Here is a 17,075-nt window from a genome sequence, read left to right on the forward strand (position 1 = left end):
TGAAATCATTGAAACGATACGTTCACATTGTTCCTCATGTGCATTGGGACCGCGAGTGGTATTTTTCCGCGGAAGAATCGCGCATTTTGTTAGTGAACGATATGGAAGAAATATTAGAGATGTTGGAAACGAATCGTGATTACCCGTACTTTGTTCTCGATGGGCAGACGGTTGTATTAGAAGACTATTTGTCCGTCAAGCCGGAGCAAAAAGAGCGCATTCGCCGCCTTGTCCAAGAAGGAAAGCTGATCATCGGTCCGTGGTATACGCAAACGGATGAAATGGTCGTCGGCGGGGAGTCGATTGTCCGCAACTTACTCTATGGGCTGAAAGATTGCCAGGAGTTCGGCGAGCCAATGCAAATCGGCTATCTTCCTGACTCGTTCGGACAATCAGCGCAGATGCCGCAAATTTTGAATGGCTTCGGTATTAAGCGGGCCATTTTTTGGCGCGGTGTGTCGGAACGACACGGCACAGACAAAACCGAGTTTTACTGGGTGAGTAATGACGGTTCTAAAGTGCTTGTGCAGCTATTCCCGCTCGGTTATGCCATCGGCAAGTATCTTCCGACTGATGAAGCAAAACTGAAGGAGCGGATGGACAAATACTTTTCCGTTTTGGACCGCGGGGCAACCACCGAGCATATTCTCATTCCGAACGGCCATGACCAAATGCCGATTCAAAAAAATATTTTTGACGTGATCAACAAGCTGCAAACGCTCTATCCAGAGCGGACCTTTTTCTTAAGCCGTTATGAACATGTGTTTGAACAGTTGGAAAAAGAAGAGCAGCTTCCAGTTATACGCGGCGAGTTTTTGGACGGCAAATATATGCGCGTTCATCGCAGCATTTACTCGACTCGCATGGACATTAAAGCGGCGAACGCCCGCATTGAAAACAAAGTAACGAACGTGCTTGAGCCGCTGGCTGCCATCGCCTCGACTCTTGGGTTTCCGTACGAGCATCGGCTGATGGAGCTCATTTGGAAAGAGATGATGAAAAACCATGCGCATGACAGCATTGGTTGCTGCTGCTCAGACCTCGTTCATCGCGACATTTTGGGGCGCTTTGCGCTAGCGGAAGAGCGGACCGACCGACTCATAACGTTTTATATGCGCAAAATTGCCGATGCGATGCCGTCGGATCGGTCGATTGACAAGTTGGTTGTGTACAACACACTCCCATACGAACGGAATGAGCCGATCGAAGCGGAAATTACGACGAAATGGAAAGCATTCCGCCTCGTGGATGAGCACGGGGAACCGGTAGAATTTGAAGTGGTCGATGAAACGATTGTTGACCCGGGGCTCATTGACCGGCAAATTGTCCATTACGGCAACTACGATCCGTTTATCCGCTACACGATCCATTTCCGCGATCGCATCCCGGCGATGGGGTATAAGGCGTACGTTGTGCAAGAGGCGGAACAGATGAAAACACAGACACCAACGGCTGTTGAGCAAATTGATACGCCTTTTTACACAATCACTGTTAACGAGAATGGAACGATTAACGTTTATGACAAACAGCTGCAGCGAACCTTCCGTGATGTGCTCTTGCTTGAAGATGTCGGTGATGATGGGGACGAATACGACTTTTCCCCTTTGCCGGGCGATGAACCGATTGATAATAAGGAAGTGAAGGCGACATATTCGCTCCGTCAAAACAGCTATTTTGCTTATGCCGATATTGCTTACCGGTTGCCGTTGCCGGCCGACCTTGAAGGCAGAAAAGCAAAACGGCACGATTGTATTCTGGATGTCTCCATTCGGTTGACTGTTCCGATGGATCAACCACTCATCGATGTCCGGGTGCTCATCAACAACGAAGCAAAAGATCACCGTGTTCGCATGTATGTACCAACCGGTATTGCTTCGTCCCATTCGGTCGCTGACAACCAATTCGGCGTCATTCGGCGGCCGGTCGTCGATCCGGCAATTGATGTATGGGAGCAAGAAGGATGGGACGAACGTCCAGATGCGATCTACCCGATGCTTACGTATGTCGGATTGTCGGATGAAACAGGCGGTGTAGCCGTGCTGACGAACAGCACGAGAGAGTATGAGATTGTCGGGAAACAGCATGATACGATCGCGGTGACACTTTTGCGCAGCGTCGGTTATCTTGGTAAAGAAGAGCTCGTGCGTCGGCCGGGTCGTCCTTCCGGAATTAAAATGGAAACGCCGAATTCACAAATGTTCGGTACAAGTGAGCTGCACTTCGCGTTGACAACGCATCGTGGAACGACGGAAGAAGCAAATGTCGCCAAACGGGCGAAACAGTTTTTGACGCCGCTTTATACGTACAACAAACTGCCGTACGATGCCATGAAAATGAATCCGGTGGCGTTTTCAGTACCGTATGAATATAGCTTGTTTTCACAGCAGGAAGGTGAGACGGTGCTAAGCACGGTGAAGCGAAGTGAAGACAACCGCGGCGTAGTTATTCGTTTCTTTAACCCAACAGTGCAGAAGACGATGGCGTCATTCCAATGGCACGGGTCGTTATCGACGGTATGGCGCACGAACTTAAATGAAACACCGCTCGCGCCGTTGTCGATGGATGCACAACAACGATTTACTGTGCAGGTAAAACCGAACGAAGTACAAACCGTGCTTGTTGTTGATCAAGAGGGAAACGGTGAATAAACAAAAAAGCTGGGGCTCATCGCCGCCAGCTTCTTTTTTATAACAAAACGATGTGTTTCTCTGTCTATTTTGTAACGCAGATGTAACAATTGTTAAGTGAAATGTCTGAATAAGAGACTGTCAACTCTTTTTTTGCAAGAAAAATATAGAACATTAGAGTAATAGAGGAAAAAAAGGAGTCAACATTAGTGAAAGGATGTGTCTTCCAATTGTTGTAGCCATCGGCAATCAGTGTTTCTCTGGCAATGAAAACAATCGTGTTTTTAACCAGAGGTTGCCAACATGTTCCTTTTTCCATTTTGGACCAAAAATATTACAAAAACCCCGTGGTATAATGGGGATGCGGTTGAGAGGACATCGGAACGGTCCTTATCGAACAACGCGAGCCTCATTGACAGACGCAACCACGAGTGTTGATTATCCAAAATTAGACATACGCCTTCCATAAATTTGGGCATACTCAAACAAAGCAGCGGCCATCCCGGATTTCCAATCGAGAGGAAGCTGCCCAGAGAAAAAACGGCGAACGAACGAAATGAAGGAAAGAGAGACGTTCGTCTGTTTTTTGGTTTGATCATACAGCCATCGCAGCAACACATACGCGATGAACGCCGCAAACAGTTGGTTGTATACCGCATTTTCCGTCGTGCCAAACAAGGTCGGGACATTCAGATATTGCTTCACCCAACGGAAAAAGACCTCAACAGTCCAACGTTGTTGGTACATGTCGGCAATGGTTTCCGCAGACGCATGGAAGAGGTTCGTCACGACCCGAATGTCGCGGCCATTCGCATCTCGAAAGATCACCACCCGGTGACGCTTGGTGGAGCGGCATTGTTTCGTCCCCAACTGGCACGTGAAGTCGGCTTGAACCGATGAGGATGTGCTGGAAAGGCGTTTCAAGCTTTTTTTCTGATGAAGTTCGATGTTGTCCTTCATCCGAATGACAAAGAGCTGATGCTGCTCCACAAATCGATCGAGGCGTTCGATTTTGAAATACGCCCGGTCTTCCACCAGCACTTGTTGAGCGTTCGTCAACTGTTCTCCCACCGGGCCATCATGACGCAGTCCGATGGTTTCCACCACGTCTGCCGGCAACGAGGATTCCGGCGAATACGCGACGTGCAGCTTCACTCCGGCGCGTTCGCCGTGATACGGCGCCCATGGCAGGCGGTTTTTCCCGACCGTGACGGTCGTCGAATCCACCACCCGAAGCGGTTTGGGAAACCGAAGCGAACGGCGGGTTTGGCGGTTGCACTTGGAAATGATCAACGCCAACAAGCGTTTCATGATGTCATAGGGAACTTCTTTCGCTTTCTTGGATACAGTTGAATAATGGAATCGCGGCAATCCATACAGAGGCCCCACATCGGCTCCGTGGCGAAAGCTTTTCCATTGATGCATGGCGGCCAGCAGGAAGAAGTGAATCAACTCGCGCAACGTAAAGGTTCGAGACGAATCACGATACCCAACCGCTTCGGCAATCAGTTGAATCTCTTCATCCGAAACAAGTTTTTGCATCAAATTCGGGAGTGTGGTATGCTTGTTCATAGAGAGCACCTCCTGGGTTTGTTTGTGTCGCTACTCACATTCTACAGGAAAGGTGCTCTTTTTTCTATACCCTTTGGATTTTATTGGATAATCAACACGCCTGAGACGCAACAATCTTTGAAACTTTGAAAATAGAAACCAAGGAGGAATTCCAATGAAAAAGAAAATGGTAGCCACGATCGCCGCTTCGGTTGCACTCATCGGTGCTTCGTTTGCGGCAACGACGAAAACGGAAGCAGCAGGGACGACATGCCCGACGACGAACGTGTATCAAGTAAAATATACGAATACAAACGTTCAAGATTTGGAAAAATGGTTGAAACAATACTTCCCGTTTGTGTCGATCCAACCGGCTAAACAGGCACAACAACCAACGGTAAAACAGCCGACAGAGGCGAAGCCGCAAGCGCCGGCAACGGTCAAACAGCCAGAGAAGAAACCGGCAGCTAATACGCAAGCGCCAGCAAAAACGCCAGCAACGGCACCAAAGTCTACAACACAAGAAACAACGGGCTTAAATGCGTATGAGCAGCAAGTCGTTGAATTGACGAACAAAGAACGGGCAAAACATGGTCTGCCAGCGCTTCAAGTCGACTTAGCCCTCAGCAAAGTCGCCCGTGAAAAATCACGCGATATGGCGGTTAACAACTACTTCTCGCACAACAGCCCGACGTACGGCTCCCCGTTTGAGATGATGAAAAAATTCGGCATCTCGTACACAGCTGCTGGGGAAAACATTGCTAAAGGCCAACGCACACCGCAAGAAGTGGTTAATGCGTGGATGAACAGTGAAGGTCACCGGGCCAACATTTTGAACAAAAACTTTACACATATCGGCGTTGGTTTTGAAGAAAACGGCTATATTTGGACGCAGCAATTTATCCGCAAGTAAGAACGGCGTCTTTCCCCATCCTGTCCATCTGTCTGATGGACAGGATTTTTTTTGCTAGCATAGTTCTCTAACAAAAAATAGAAAACTATGTTATAATGTTCAGCAGGTTGAAATGAGTCTGTAGATCACGGAGGACGCGACGATGCGAATACGCGACTGGGATCGCAACTTGAAAGTTCGGCTGTTTGGCGAGGCGCTGATGAATACAACCTTTTGGATGTTTTTTCCGTTTATGGCCATTTATTTTGCCGAATCATTTGGCAAGGAAACCGCAAGTGTGCTATTGATCGTTTCACAGGTATTTTCTGTTGTTGCCAATTTGCTAGGCGGTTATTGCGCCGATATGTTCGGGCGCAAGCGGATGATGGTGTTATCCGCTTACGGACAGGGGGCGGCGTTTTTTATTTTTGCCTTGGCTAGTTCCCCATGGTGGTCGTCGCCGCTCGTCGGCTTTTTATGTTTTACGTTTGCCGGCATTTGTGGGGCGTTTTACTGGCCGGCGAGCCAGGCGATGGTGGCGGATGTTGTGCCCGAAAAAGATCGAAGTCATGTATTTGCTGTGTTTTATACATCTGTCAACGTCTCGGTTGTCATCGGTCCGACGATCGGCGGGCTATTTTATGCGAATCACCGGTTTGCGTTGTTGCTTGCCGCGGCCTGCTCATGCTTCGCGATGGCGACACTGTTGGCTAAACAGTTGCGTGAAACGGCTTCGTTGGCGGCAGGCAGGAAGAAGGTGGAGGAGTGGCCGCAGTTTTGGCGCGAACAACTAAGGCAATACGCCGTCATTGTTCGCGACCGCACCTTTTTCTTGTTTATCGCCGCTGGGGTGCTGGTGGCGCAAACGTTCATGCAGCTGGATTTGTTAATTCCTGTGTATACAAAAGAAACAATCGAAGGGGAAACATTATGGGGGCGTTTTACGATAGATGGGACTAGTGCGTTTGGGCTCCTGATTGCAGAAAACGGGCTGCTTGTCGTGCTTGGCACAGTGATGGTGGCGCGCTATATGGAGCGCTACGACGAACGATGGGCGTTTATCGGTTCGTCGATTTTATACGGCGTCACAATGTGGCTGTTTAGCCATACGACATCGATCGTTGGGTTGATGTTAGTAATGGGACTGTTTACGCTGGCCGAGCTGATGACGGCCGGTTTGCAGCAGTCGTTTGTGTCGAAGTTGGCGCCTGAGGATATGCGTGGCCAATATTTTGCTGCGGCGAGCCTTCGTTTTACGATCGGCCGGATGTTGGCACCGTTTTCTCTTGCCGCAGTGACTTGGATCGGCTATACGTGGACATTTGCATTTCTCGGCATACTCGCATTGGCAAGCGCAGGGCTGTATGCGTGGATGTTCCAGCAAGCAGGACGGGCGCAGCGATCCGATATTTCTCTTTCCTGATGACAGGGTAGTGCAAACGGCTACCCGTTTTTTTTATGCATCATTATAATAAAAAGCGCGTCGACGCTCGTGTAACATATATTCCCTATCTCTAACATAAAGTGGAACTAGATAAAGAGAAGGAGAGGGGAAGCGATCATGAAACCGCACACGTCTGAACCGGATATGATTCAGGGGGGGAGCGGACAAGACGGTGCTGCAGCGATGGCGCGCTACGAGAAGCGCCAACAAGCACGTGTTTTGTCCAGGGAAAAGAGAAAAAAACAATACCGTTTCATCGGTTGGTTGCTTTTTGCTTTCGCTGTCCTATGGGGGATGGGTGCGCTGATTTGGAGTGGATACGGCGCGTTGAAAACGACGGCAGGGCGTGAGATCGCCATCATGAGGTTAAAAGGGGCCATCGAAGATCGCAATGCCGCTGCCTTGCAGGTGATGTTGCGGGTGACGGATGAAACGGTACCGCTCAATGACCAAACGCTAACGCCTTTGTTTGCCTATTTCGACCAGCATCCGGAGGCGTATAAAATGCTTGATGAGGAGTTTGCTCGTCAGAGCGAAGGCAAGCAAGTGTATATTAAAGGATTGACGTCCCATCCGCCGGTGTTTACGATTCATGTGTTTGAAAATCGATATGTGTTTGAACCGGCTCTATATTTCATCCACGCCCGTGTCGCTGATTCCGAAGCGACGCTCGTCGTCAACGGGGTAAAAGTGAAGGAGGAGGAGACAAAAGACCCGTTCGTCAAAAAAATCGGCCCGTATCTGCCAGGCGCATACACAGTGACGGCTGTTCATCCGGATGGCAAAAAGAAGACAGCCCGCGTTGAGCTGTTCGGCGGCGCCCGCGTTCGTGAAGTCGATATCACGAAATGAACGAATAGGCGAATACAGCTTCGACGATGGCGGTAATGGTGACATCTTGCGTCTGCACAGGCGACGATGATGAGGAAGCGCTAAGAACGATAGGGCTGTATGGTGCCGGCGGGCTTGTCGGCCGTTCCTTCAGCTCGACGGGTATGTCGTGAAGCGGCAAGCCAAGAGTGCGGGCGATGGCCAGGGCTTTTTCTTTTGCGTTTTTCACCGCTAGCGTCAGTGCTTGTTGATAGTAAGTTTGTTCGTTGGCTAGGCGGAACTCTAAGCCGCGGGCAAGATTCGCCCCGTGGGCGACAGCTGTTTCGTAAATGGAGCCGGCTGTTTTTGGATCGCGGACGGTGATGTTGAGCCAATGCTCGACCTCATATCCGGATAAGACGGCTGCGCCGTCGGGATGTTCGTACGTTGGAATGATCGAAAAGGCGGTCGTCTCGAAATCTTCCGGGCGGACGCCGACTGCTTTTAATGCCTCAATGACATCGTTGGTGCGCCGGGCGTTGTCGGCTAGTGCTTCTTGAACGTTCTGATGCGCGGTGCGGACGCCAAGCGCAATCATAACGGTATCCGGCTTTGCAGTGACCGTTCCTTGGCCGATGACAGTCATCGTTGCACGGGATGGGGCGGGACGGTGCCATGGCTGCATCATATCCCCTCCTTCAGCCGCTAGGCGGCTTTTTGATCATCATCGGCTGCCCTCCAGTAATAGACGCGCGGCAGGCCGACATAGCACCAGTACTCTTTGAGCAATGAGACGGCGACAAACGAGAAAAGTTGCCAATCGATCGCCTTCATAGCCATCCCCCTTTCGCTTGCCTCGTTTAATATAGCCTATTCAAAACGGCCATTGTCCTATACGTGCCGGTTGGCGATGAAACTTCTCGAGGCGATTGTACGTATATAAAATGGACGTGCTATAATAGAAAAAAAGATGAAGAAAGGGATGGACAATGAAGCAACTGCTTCGCACGATATGGCGTTGGTTTGTTTCATGGAACGTTGGAATCATCGTTGCGGTCACTGTATTTATCGCCGCTGATTTTCGCTTTTTGCCCTCACTCTTATCAGGGATGGGAGCGATGTGGGGGGTATCTGCTGTGATGAAAAGACGGCAGCGCCGTTTGGTAGCCGACGTGTCGGCTGAGGAGCAGGCATATGTCCGCAGCCAGCTTCGCGAGGCACGCGCGTTATGGAAACGGGTGCGCCGCGCCCGTTTCCGGCTTCGCTCGGTGGCCATGTGGCAAACCGTTTCCCGGTTGAGCGCGGTCGTCGACCGGATCATTCGTGCGGTTGAACAAAAACCGCATCAGCTCCGCCTTGTCCAACCGTTTTTCCTCAACGAGTGGCCGACAGCGGTGGAGATGGTTGAAAAATACGTATACTTGTCGCAACAACCTGTGCAAAACGCCGACATGGCAGAAGCGCTGCGGAGGACGGAACGGCTGCTCGGCGAGCTGACCCAAGCGGCAGAGCGGCAGTTGCTTGAAGTGTTATCAAGCGATGTTTGGTCGCTTCAGACGGAAGCGAAAGTACTTGAGCAATCGCTCCAACAACCGGATCGTCTTCATTTGCTGCCGTCAAGGAAAGGGGAATGACAATGGATGAACGGAATCGTGAGATAGAACCAATCGACTTGTTTCGCGAACAGGAACGGACAAGCACGCTCGATGAACTGTTGGCTCAGCCGTTTTCCTCACCGGCTGTGTCGCGGGCTGAAGAAGCAGATAAGCCGACCAGCGTGCTTGAGACGTTAAAGCCAGAACATCGGGAAAAAGCGCTGGCGCTCGCCAAGCAAATCGACCCAGCCAACCAACAGGCCATTTTACAGTACGGCGTGGCCGCACAAGCAGAACTATCGAAGTTTTCTCATACGATTTTGCATCATGTGCAGACGAAAGATGCAGGTCCGGTCGGTGAAGTGATTAGTGAGCTAATGGCAAAAATTAAAGAAGTTAATCCGGATGATCTCATGCCGGCAAAAAAAGGATGGTTGTCCCGTCTGTTTGGTACGGTGGCCAAACCGCTGCAAGGAATCGTGGCGAAATACCAAAAAATCGGCGTCGAAATTGACAAAATCGCCGACCAGCTTGAGAAACACCGGCATGGACTGCTTCGCGATGTGATGATGCTTGAGACGCTTTATGAGAAAAATAAAGACTATTTTGAAGCGCTCAATATTTATATTGCGGCGGCCGAATATAAGCTTGAGGAGCTACGGACGAAAATGATCCCGGAAAAGCAGGCCGCTGCCGAGCGTTCCGGAGACCAAATGGCATGGCAGGAGGTTCAGGACTTGCGGCAGTTCGCTGATCGGCTTGAAAAGCGGGTGCACGACTTAAAGCTTAGCCGGCAAGTGACGATCCAAACGGCGCCGCAAATCCGCATGATCCAGCATATGAACGAAACGCTTGTTGAGCGTATCCAGTCATCGATTTTAAATGCGATTCCGCTTTGGAAAAATCAAGTTGTGATTGCTTTAACGCTCTTCCGCCAGCAAAAGGCGGCTGAAGCGCAAAAGCGGGTTGCCGAAACGACAAACGAACTCTTGTTGCGCAACTCGGAAATGTTAAAAACGAATAGCATCGAAATTGCGAAGGAAAATGAGCGCGGCCTCATCGATATGGAGACGTTGAAGCGAACGCAAGAAAATTTGATTACCACGCTCGAAGAAACGTTAAAAATTCAAGCTGAGGGCCGCTTGAAACGGCAGCAGGCTGAACGTGAGCTAGCGGCGATGGAGGCGGAACTGAAACAGACGCTGCTCTCGTTGAAGCGGCCGGAACAATAAAGAGGGACGGCAGTGTTTTGAGCATTGCCGGAGGACGAAAAGATAGTGTCTAGTCCGTACAAGCAGAATAAAGCGAATTTCGTCGTATAAAACGGGTGTCTTGCAGACGACAAGACACCCGTTTTTTACTGTTATAAGGTTCCTGTTGATGAGGGAACAGGTGGAGCAGCGAGTGTTTAATTCGTCACTGATGAGCATTGGCCATTTGATGCTTATCCGCTGCTTACAAAATGGGGGGATTGGGAGGTTCTTGTTCCTGTCGGTTGCTTTCTTGCCCCAGCTGTTTGCTTTCCCGATCGTCGGAACGGGTGGCGCGGACGTCAAACTCTTCCGCTGTCTCCGTTTGCCATTGGCTGCCGATGAGCGGCACGTCTTCTTTTTCATGTTGGCCGATGACAAACCGCAATACGTAAGCGTGAAACAACAATTCCCCGAATGCAACGAGCAAAGCAGAGAAAAACGCCGCGCTTAAGATGGCGCCGCCGGCGGTATCATAAAACGCACCGATGCCAATCCATGTGGCGACAAATACGAGGCCAAAATCAGCGATCGTCGCCGAAACGTTGCCGAGGCGCGGCAAAACGTATAAGTCGCCGAGCGCATAGGCGACAAGCGTCAGCCAAAGGCTGAACCATAATATTTCCGCCGACGAAACGCGCAAAAACAGCGGCAAAATGGCGAACATGACGGTCGTTGTAAGCAAATATTTTAGCACTAACGCCAGCAAATGTCTCATCTTATCCTGCCGCCTTTATTCCGCCGGGGAGTTCGGCCCTTCTAGTTTTTTATCCCCGTATCCCGGCTGTTTTTCCCTCTCTTTTTCCGGCTGTTGCTTTTTTCGTTGTTGTTCAAGGCTGTCATTTTGTTTTGGCTGCCTCATTGGCCATCATCCTCTCTTTTCGGTGTTTATCGTTAGTTTGCCGCGTTTGCCGCAGTGTATGCATGCATAATCCAAAAACTTCCTCTTTTTATTTTCTACACCTGTTCCACATTAATAAGTGAATTGGGAATGAATAAGGAGGAATAACGATGACGGAGAACAAACAAGCGCTCGAGATCGCCGGACGGCAATATGCCCCGTCTGATTATAAATCAGATTCGTTTCTTGGAGCGGCGTTGGCTGAAACGCATGAACAAGTAAGCGATGCGTATATGGAAGGAACCGTTGAGGCAGCAGTTGACCAAGAAAACGGACCGGACATTCCCCTCTCCGGTCAGAGTAAAGCGCCAAAGGACGCGGAAAACGCCAAGGAATGAGTCCTTGGCGTTTTTTGTGCTAACGAAATCTCTGACTTGTTTGTGAAAAGGAAGGGGAAAAAGGAAAGAAAAACAGTTCGTACTTTCTGCCATTGCCGTCTATACTAGTAGTGCGCACGACGATTCACCGATACAAGGGGGATGATCATCGTGAGATGGCAGCGGGCTTTGTTAGCGTTGCTCAAAGAACGGAAAGACCAATCGATCGCATTGGCGATCGATACGTCGAACCGGCCGTCCCGTCCGGTGCTGATTCAAAACATCATCAAGCTGTTTGAGAAATTGCGTCCGGACACGTTGCTCGTCCAAGCGGATTTTAAAATTCGCGATGTATCTCCAGTTGGTATAGCTACACTTAAATATTTCAAGCATGGAAAATCGTCGTACACTGAAGTGCTCGAATGGGCCGCTACGCAAAAAATCGATACGTTATTTTATATCACCGATGTGACTGGATATTTTTACGAAGAATTGGAAGTGAACTATGAGGTATTTTGGCTTGTCCCGGATGATTATATGCCGCGTGTACCGTTTGGCAAGCTCATTCGCGTTGCGTAACATGGCAGGAATGCCCTTCATGATGAGGGGCATTCCTTTTTGTTAGAAAACTTAACAAAGTTTTTATTTATGAAAGCGGATTCTATAAAAATATACGTTGTATTCGTCTTAACCATGTTATATATTATAACATATAAAAGTAACAACAAATAACAAAAAGGGGGATGTACATGGGTGAGAAAACATTGATGTTTGGTCTTGATGCTCTTTGGGTGATGCTCGCGGCGGTGCTCGTCATTGGCATGCAAGCGGGGTTTGCCTTGCTTGAGGCAGGATCGACACGCATGAAAAACTCCGGGCATGTGGCCGGTAAACAAATTTTAAGCTTTGCGCTCGCATCTTTAGCGTTTTGGGCATTTGGCTTTGCTATTACGTTTGGAGCAGGAAACGGCTTCATCGGAACGGAAGGGTGGTTTTTACAAGAAGGGGAAGGGACGTTTGATTCGCTGTCGTGGGCGAATGTGCCATTGGCACTTAAATTTTTATTTCAGCTCGGTTTTGCCGGTGTGTCGCTTGCCATCGCCTGGGGCGGCTTTGCAGAACGGGCGAAACTGTCTGTCTATTTCGTTTTCGGAACGATTTTTACGATCGTTATTTATCCAGTCATCGGCCACTGGGTGTGGGGCGGTGGCTGGCTCGGACAAATGGGAATGCAAGACTTCGCTGGTTCAACAGTTGTCCATTTGCAAGGGGCCATCGCGGCGCTTGTAGCCACTGTATTGCTTGGACCGCGCATCGGCAAGTTCAATAAAGACAAAACACCGAATGTCATTCCTGGGCATAACCAAGTTTATACCGTGATTGGCGGTTTGATTTTATGGATTGGTTGGTTCGGCTTTAACGCTGGGAGTACGATGGCAGTTGGTGATGGGTTTTTCGGCTATGTCGCGCTGACAACGAATTTGGCTGCTGCGGCAGGAGCGATTGCCGCGATCTTGACAGCAAAAGTGTTAGTCGGCAAAGCGGACATCCCGGCGATGGTCAACGGCGTGTTAGCGGCATTGGTTGCGATTACGGCAGCATGCGCGTTCGTTGAACCGTGGGCAGCGGTCATTATCGGGGCTGTCGCGGGATCGTTCACGTTCTGGACGTCCGTTTACTTCGAACGTAAAGGGATTGACGACCCGATTTACGCTTTTTCCGTCCATGGTATTGCTGGCATCATCGGCACCATTTCAACCGGATTTTTCGCTTCGCCACGCTTAGTGGAAATCACCGGTGTCGGCAAAGCCGGTTTAGTATACGGTGGTGGATTCGATCAGTTGATTGTACAAACGGTTGGTGTGGTGGGTGCAGCGATATATGTGGCCGTCGTCTCGTTTGCCATCTTATATGTCATGAAGAAAACGATCGGGCTGCGCGTCACAGCGGAGCAAGAAATTTCCGGGCTTGATATTAGCGAACACGGCGCTTACGGCTATCCGGAACAGCTTGATCCGGCCTATCAGCCGAAGACAGCCACTCAGCGATAAAGATGGAGAAGAAAGCGATGTTGGCAGCGGTAACCGACCGGCTGAAAACGGCCGAGTCGGTTACCGATCTTCGTTTCTGCCATGACGAGTTGGTGCGCGAATTGCGGCGATGGCTGGCGCTTGAGCATATCGAACAGCTGGCGGAAGAGGTGGTCGGCGTGCATGAAGCCGTGTTTCGTCGCGTATTTTTCCTTGCCGAACAGGAGACAGTGAAAGGGGCTGTTGGCATCCGGCCGTCGGCCTGGTGTTGGTATGTGATGGGGAGCATCGGCCGACGCGAGCCGACGGTGTGGACGGATCAAGATCATGGCATCTTATTTACTTGCGTTCGAGAAGAGGAGAAGGGCTGTTACGAGTTTATTCGCCATATGGCGGCCATCGGGACGAAGATGCTGTATGAGATCGGTTATCCGTATTGTTCCGGCTATGTGATGGCAACTAATAAGCGTTGGGCGCAATCGATGAGCGACTGGGAACGGCAGCTATCTTCCTATTTAGATGGCGGATGGCCAAACGACCTTCGCTTTTTGTACATCGCGATGGATATGCGGCCGCTTTATGGTGACGTCGAATTGGCTGATGCAGGGAGGAGGGCGTTGTTTGCGGAGGTTGCTGACCGGCCGCTGCTGTTGGCGCGCATGGGGGAACATGTTCAATTTCCTCGTGTTCCGCTCGGTTGGTTTGGCAATGTGCAAACAGAACGATGGGGTCCGCACAGTGGGGCGATTCATATGAAACAAAGTGGTTATGTGCAGATCGCTAACGCTTTGAAATGGCTTGCTTGTCTAACGCGCGTGCCAGCGGTGACGACGTTAGAGCGGCAGCGGATGCTAGCAGAGTCCGGGGCATTGCCGTCAGCGCTTTCTATTGATGTTCAAGAGGCGCTTACGGTTTACTATTATATTCGCCTTAAATACAGCACCGAGGTGGAAGACGGGCGGGAATATGTATTATGGCAGACGCTCAACCGGGCGGAGCAAAAGCAGCTGAAGCAGGCGATGCGCACCGCGAAGCGGTTGCAGCGCTTCGTTGCTCGCCGGGTGGTCGGGATGTATGAATGACCGGCACCGTTTTTGGCAGCGGGCGCTTCGCTTATTGGCCCTGGGCGTTCCGCGCGGAGCATCGCCCGCCTTATTGGGCAACGATCAGTCACTGCAGCACGAAAGCTGGCTTCGCTCGCTGCAAAAAGAGAAAGACCGTTTCATTGATTGGCATGACCGTTTGACCGATATTCCGTTCGTCATCATCGATATGGAAACGACCGGTTTTTCGCCGCAGCAAGGTGACGAAATTTTAGCCATGGCAGCGGCGAAAACAGCCAATGGTCTCGTCACCGGCGCATATATGACGCTCGTCAAACCGGAAAAACCGATTCCGGAACATATTTCTGATTTGACCGGCATTGAAGCGAAAGACGTTGTGTTCGCCCCACCGCTTGCTGAGGCGTTGCGCACGTTTGTTCCATTTATTTCCGCAGGTGTCTTGGTCGGCTACCATATTGGCCATGATTTATCATTTTTGCGCCATGTGCTTTGGCGTCATTATCGGCAAAAATGGAGCTGGCGCTTTGTCGATATGCAACCAATAGTCAGCCTTGTCCGCCATCCGTGCCCGACGCTTGACGATGCCCTCGCTTGCTATGGCATTGACTGTCCGCGGCGCCATACAGCGGACGGAGATGTGGAAGCGATGGTGAAGCTCTGGGCGATTTTGCTCGGTGAACTGCGTGAGCTCGGCATTGAAACATTGCATGATTTGTATGCCGCCCTCAGCCGCCATTGATCTTCCTCGCAGCATTGGAGGAGCCGACTCTATCAGAATGAAGAAGAGTCCGGTCTTAATAGAAAAAGCGCCGAAGTCGGCGCTTTTTTGTCGATATTAAAGTGGCTTTGTCGGCGTTGGCTCGGCATAGCCTTCTTTATATTTTTCATCGATCATGTGACGGATGTCTTTCACCGATTTTCCGGCTTCATAAGCGGCGATCGACTCAGCGGCGATCTCTAGGCAGACGCCACATTTCGTCCCATGGTCATCCCAAACGATTGATCCATCTTGTTTATTTTCATAGACGAAGCAGTCGTAGTTGTTTTTATGCCCCGCTGCTTCGCCGCAGCCGCAATAGCACGGGATGTTCTCAAGCAGTTCGCGGTGCTCGGCGGCTTGTTGGTACAACACAGCCATGTCTTCCTCAAACACGCTTAAAAAGCTTGGCAAATGCTCAATCGATTTCGTTGTTTCACGAATATCGCCGTTGGCGGTTTTCGTTATATGCGAATGGCTTTGTTCTTGGCTGCTGTCATCGGCACAGCCTGACAGCAGAACGCTGAACGACAACATGCATGCTGCGATCCACGTCGGACGTTTCAATCTTCTTCTTCCTTTCTCTTCGATTCGTTTCATAGTTTGAATGTACCATACTTTGCGCCAGGCGGCAACGGACTTGCCGTCAGGCAGGCGCGCTGCTGTTTCCTTAAAATGGAGTGGGAAGCGGCAAAAGCGAACAAAAAAGCTGCACAAAGGAGCGAGGGGAGTGCTCCGTTTTGTACAGCTTCATGTTGTATCTTTATTGTTGTTCCAAGAAGTATTTCTCAATATCATCCAACATCAAATGAGCCGCGAGCACACCGCCAGCGGTGTTCCAAATTGTGTCGCTCACTTTGTACACTTTGCCTTGTTTCGCAACGTTTAAGTTTTGAAAGAGCGGATCGTTGATCCAGTCTTTTTCTATTTCGTTCGCTTTGCCGTCCCCCGTTTCATATGTAAAGTAGAACAAGATGTCGCCGTCCATAGCCGGGATGCGTTCTTTCGTCACGCCTGTTTCCGCGAAGTCGTTCACGTTTTGCGATTCCGGACGGGCGAAACCGAGTTGGTCCAAAATGACACCGGAGAACGAGTCTTTATGGTAAATGCGGACGTCGCCGGCCAGAAAGCGGACAATCGATACTTCCATCTTCAGTTTGTCGCCAAGTTTCGCTTTTAAGTCTTCAACGCGCTTGTCGTATTCGGCAATGACTTGCTTCCCTTTCTCTTCTTGGTTCACCGCTTTCGCATACAGCATAAAGTTGTCTTTCCAGTTGCCGCGCAGCGTCTCTGCGAACACGGTCGGTGCGATTTGTTTTAACTGCTCATAAATTTTTTCATGACGCATTTTGTTGCCGATGATTAAGTCCGGTTTTAAAGCGGCAATGGCTTCAACGCTCGGTTCCGATTCCAATCCAAGCTCTTTGACGCCGTCCATTTTGTCTTTGATGTGGTCATACCAAGGATCGCCAGTCCACGATTTGACAGCGCCGACCGGTTTTACGCCTAACGCAAGAAGCGCTTCTGTTCCTTCGTTCGTTAAAATGACGACCCGTTTTGGAGTTCCTTTGATTTCTGTCGTGCCCATGGCGTGTTCGATCGTGTAGCTCTCTTCTGCTTTCGGTTCGTTATCTTTCGCTGATTGGCCCGCTTCTTCCTGTTTTCCGCCGCAACCTGCGAGAAGAAGGAGAGAAAGGATGAAAACGGAAAGAAGAGAGCGATGTTTCAATTTCACAGTTACGTCCCCCTTTGGTGTTGATAATGAATTTCATTTACGATAGTATAATAAATAAAAGCGATAATCATTGTCAATATAAAATTAAAAAATATGAGAACA

18 protein-coding genes are annotated in these 17,075 nt (G+C 50.1%); 11 read left to right on the forward strand and 7 right to left on the reverse strand.

Annotated features, from left to right (window positions below):
• Positions 1–8: 8 nt before the first annotated feature.
• A complete protein-coding gene (mngB, locus tag IC804_RS17025; protein WP_081157313.1) occupies positions 9–2,648 on the forward strand; it encodes a mannosylglycerate hydrolase in 2,640 nt (879 codons plus the stop codon).
• 417 nt (positions 2,649–3,065) lie between these two features.
• Here the strand turns inward: mngB and IC804_RS17030 are convergent, their stop codons facing one another.
• On the reverse strand, positions 3,066–4,199 hold the full coding sequence (locus tag IC804_RS17030; protein WP_015374614.1) for an IS4-like element IS5377 family transposase: 1,134 nt from the start codon (positions 4,197–4,199) through the stop codon (positions 3,066–3,068).
• A 154-nt stretch (positions 4,200–4,353) separates the two neighbouring features.
• Between IC804_RS17030 and IC804_RS17035 the strand changes: the two genes are divergently transcribed.
• The 3 genes from IC804_RS17035 (at position 4,354) to IC804_RS17045 (ending at position 7,366) form a co-directional block, all read left to right on the forward strand.
• A complete protein-coding gene (locus IC804_RS17035) occupies positions 4,354–5,091 on the forward strand; it encodes a CAP domain-containing protein (protein WP_011887263.1) in 738 nt (245 codons plus the stop codon).
• A gap of 142 nt (positions 5,092–5,233) precedes the next feature.
• Positions 5,234–6,493, forward strand: coding sequence for an MDR family MFS transporter (locus IC804_RS17040; protein WP_008879417.1), 1,260 nt, complete (start codon positions 5,234–5,236; stop codon positions 6,491–6,493).
• 138 nt (positions 6,494–6,631) lie between these two features.
• Positions 6,632–7,366, forward strand: coding sequence for a zinc ribbon domain-containing protein (locus IC804_RS17045; RefSeq protein ID WP_029760912.1), 735 nt, complete (start codon positions 6,632–6,634; stop codon positions 7,364–7,366).
• Here the strand turns inward: IC804_RS17045 and IC804_RS17050 are convergent.
• Both IC804_RS17050 and IC804_RS18935 read right to left on the reverse strand, forming a co-directional pair.
• Positions 7,356–8,009 carry an SIMPL domain-containing protein gene (locus tag IC804_RS17050; RefSeq protein ID WP_081157533.1) on the reverse strand — a complete coding sequence of 218 codons (654 nt, stop codon included), beginning with the start codon at positions 8,007–8,009 and terminating at the stop codon, positions 7,356–7,358. The genes IC804_RS17045 and IC804_RS17050 overlap by 11 nt on opposite strands.
• A gap of 20 nt (positions 8,010–8,029) precedes the next feature.
• Positions 8,030–8,158, reverse strand: a complete 129-nt coding sequence (locus tag IC804_RS18935; RefSeq protein ID WP_008879414.1) for a hypothetical protein — start codon at positions 8,156–8,158, stop codon at positions 8,030–8,032.
• Positions 8,159–8,313: 155 nt separating this feature from the next.
• Here IC804_RS18935 and IC804_RS17055 point away from each other — a divergent pair, with 155 nt between their 5' ends.
• Positions 8,314–8,958: a 5-bromo-4-chloroindolyl phosphate hydrolysis family protein gene (locus tag IC804_RS17055; RefSeq protein WP_008879413.1), complete on the forward strand. Its 645-nt coding sequence runs from the start codon at positions 8,314–8,316 to the stop codon at positions 8,956–8,958.
• On the forward strand, positions 8,955–10,151 hold the full coding sequence (locus IC804_RS17060; protein WP_008879412.1) for a toxic anion resistance protein: 1,197 nt from the start codon (positions 8,955–8,957) through the stop codon (positions 10,149–10,151). The genes IC804_RS17055 and IC804_RS17060 overlap by 4 nt, the downstream gene beginning before the upstream one ends.
• Positions 10,152–10,374: 223 nt before the next feature.
• On the opposite strand, the gene IC804_RS17065 is transcribed toward IC804_RS17060, so the two are convergent.
• Both IC804_RS17065 and IC804_RS18940 read right to left on the reverse strand, forming a co-directional pair.
• Positions 10,375–10,887, reverse strand: coding sequence for a YndM family protein (locus tag IC804_RS17065; protein WP_008879411.1), 513 nt, complete (start codon positions 10,885–10,887; stop codon positions 10,375–10,377).
• Between the two features lie 15 nt (positions 10,888–10,902).
• Positions 10,903–11,031: a hypothetical protein gene (locus IC804_RS18940; RefSeq protein WP_008879410.1), complete on the reverse strand. Its 129-nt coding sequence runs from the start codon at positions 11,029–11,031 to the stop codon at positions 10,903–10,905.
• Positions 11,032–11,180: 149 nt separating this feature from the next.
• On the opposite strand from IC804_RS18940, the gene IC804_RS17070 reads away from it, so the two are divergent.
• From IC804_RS17070 to IC804_RS17090, 5 genes are all read left to right on the forward strand, one after another.
• A complete protein-coding gene (locus IC804_RS17070) occupies positions 11,181–11,408 on the forward strand; it encodes a YozQ family protein (RefSeq protein ID WP_008879409.1) in 228 nt (75 codons plus the stop codon).
• Between the two features lie 150 nt (positions 11,409–11,558).
• Positions 11,559–11,966, forward strand: a complete 408-nt coding sequence (locus IC804_RS17075) for a vWA domain-containing protein (protein ID WP_081157538.1) — start codon at positions 11,559–11,561, stop codon at positions 11,964–11,966.
• A gap of 170 nt (positions 11,967–12,136) precedes the next feature.
• Positions 12,137–13,438 (forward strand): ammonium transporter, encoded by a 1,302-nt coding sequence (locus tag IC804_RS17080; RefSeq protein WP_008879407.1) that lies wholly within the window; start codon positions 12,137–12,139, stop codon positions 13,436–13,438.
• Between the two features lie 17 nt (positions 13,439–13,455).
• Entirely contained in the window at positions 13,456–14,499 is a 1,044-nt protein-coding gene (locus IC804_RS17085; RefSeq protein WP_081157534.1) for a DUF294 nucleotidyltransferase-like domain-containing protein, read from the forward strand.
• Entirely contained in the window at positions 14,492–15,220 is a 729-nt protein-coding gene (locus tag IC804_RS17090) for a 3'-5' exonuclease (RefSeq protein WP_081157535.1), read from the forward strand. The genes IC804_RS17085 and IC804_RS17090 overlap by 8 nt, the downstream gene beginning before the upstream one ends.
• Positions 15,221–15,316: 96 nt before the next feature.
• Here IC804_RS17090 and IC804_RS17095 read toward each other — a convergent pair whose 3' ends face one another.
• The gene (locus IC804_RS17095; RefSeq protein ID WP_370543778.1) at positions 15,317–15,838 is read right to left on the reverse strand and encodes a PCYCGC domain-containing protein; all 522 of its coding nucleotides are present in this window, start codon (positions 15,836–15,838) and stop codon (positions 15,317–15,319) included.
• A gap of 163 nt (positions 15,839–16,001) precedes the next feature.
• Positions 16,002–16,973 (reverse strand): ABC transporter substrate-binding protein, encoded by a 972-nt coding sequence (locus tag IC804_RS17100; protein ID WP_008879402.1) that lies wholly within the window; start codon positions 16,971–16,973, stop codon positions 16,002–16,004.
• Positions 16,974–17,075: the final 102 nt, after the last annotated feature.

It is taken from the genome of Geobacillus sp. 47C-IIb (assembly GCF_014679705.1).
GTDB lineage: Bacteria > Bacillota > Bacilli > Bacillales > Anoxybacillaceae > Geobacillus > Geobacillus thermodenitrificans.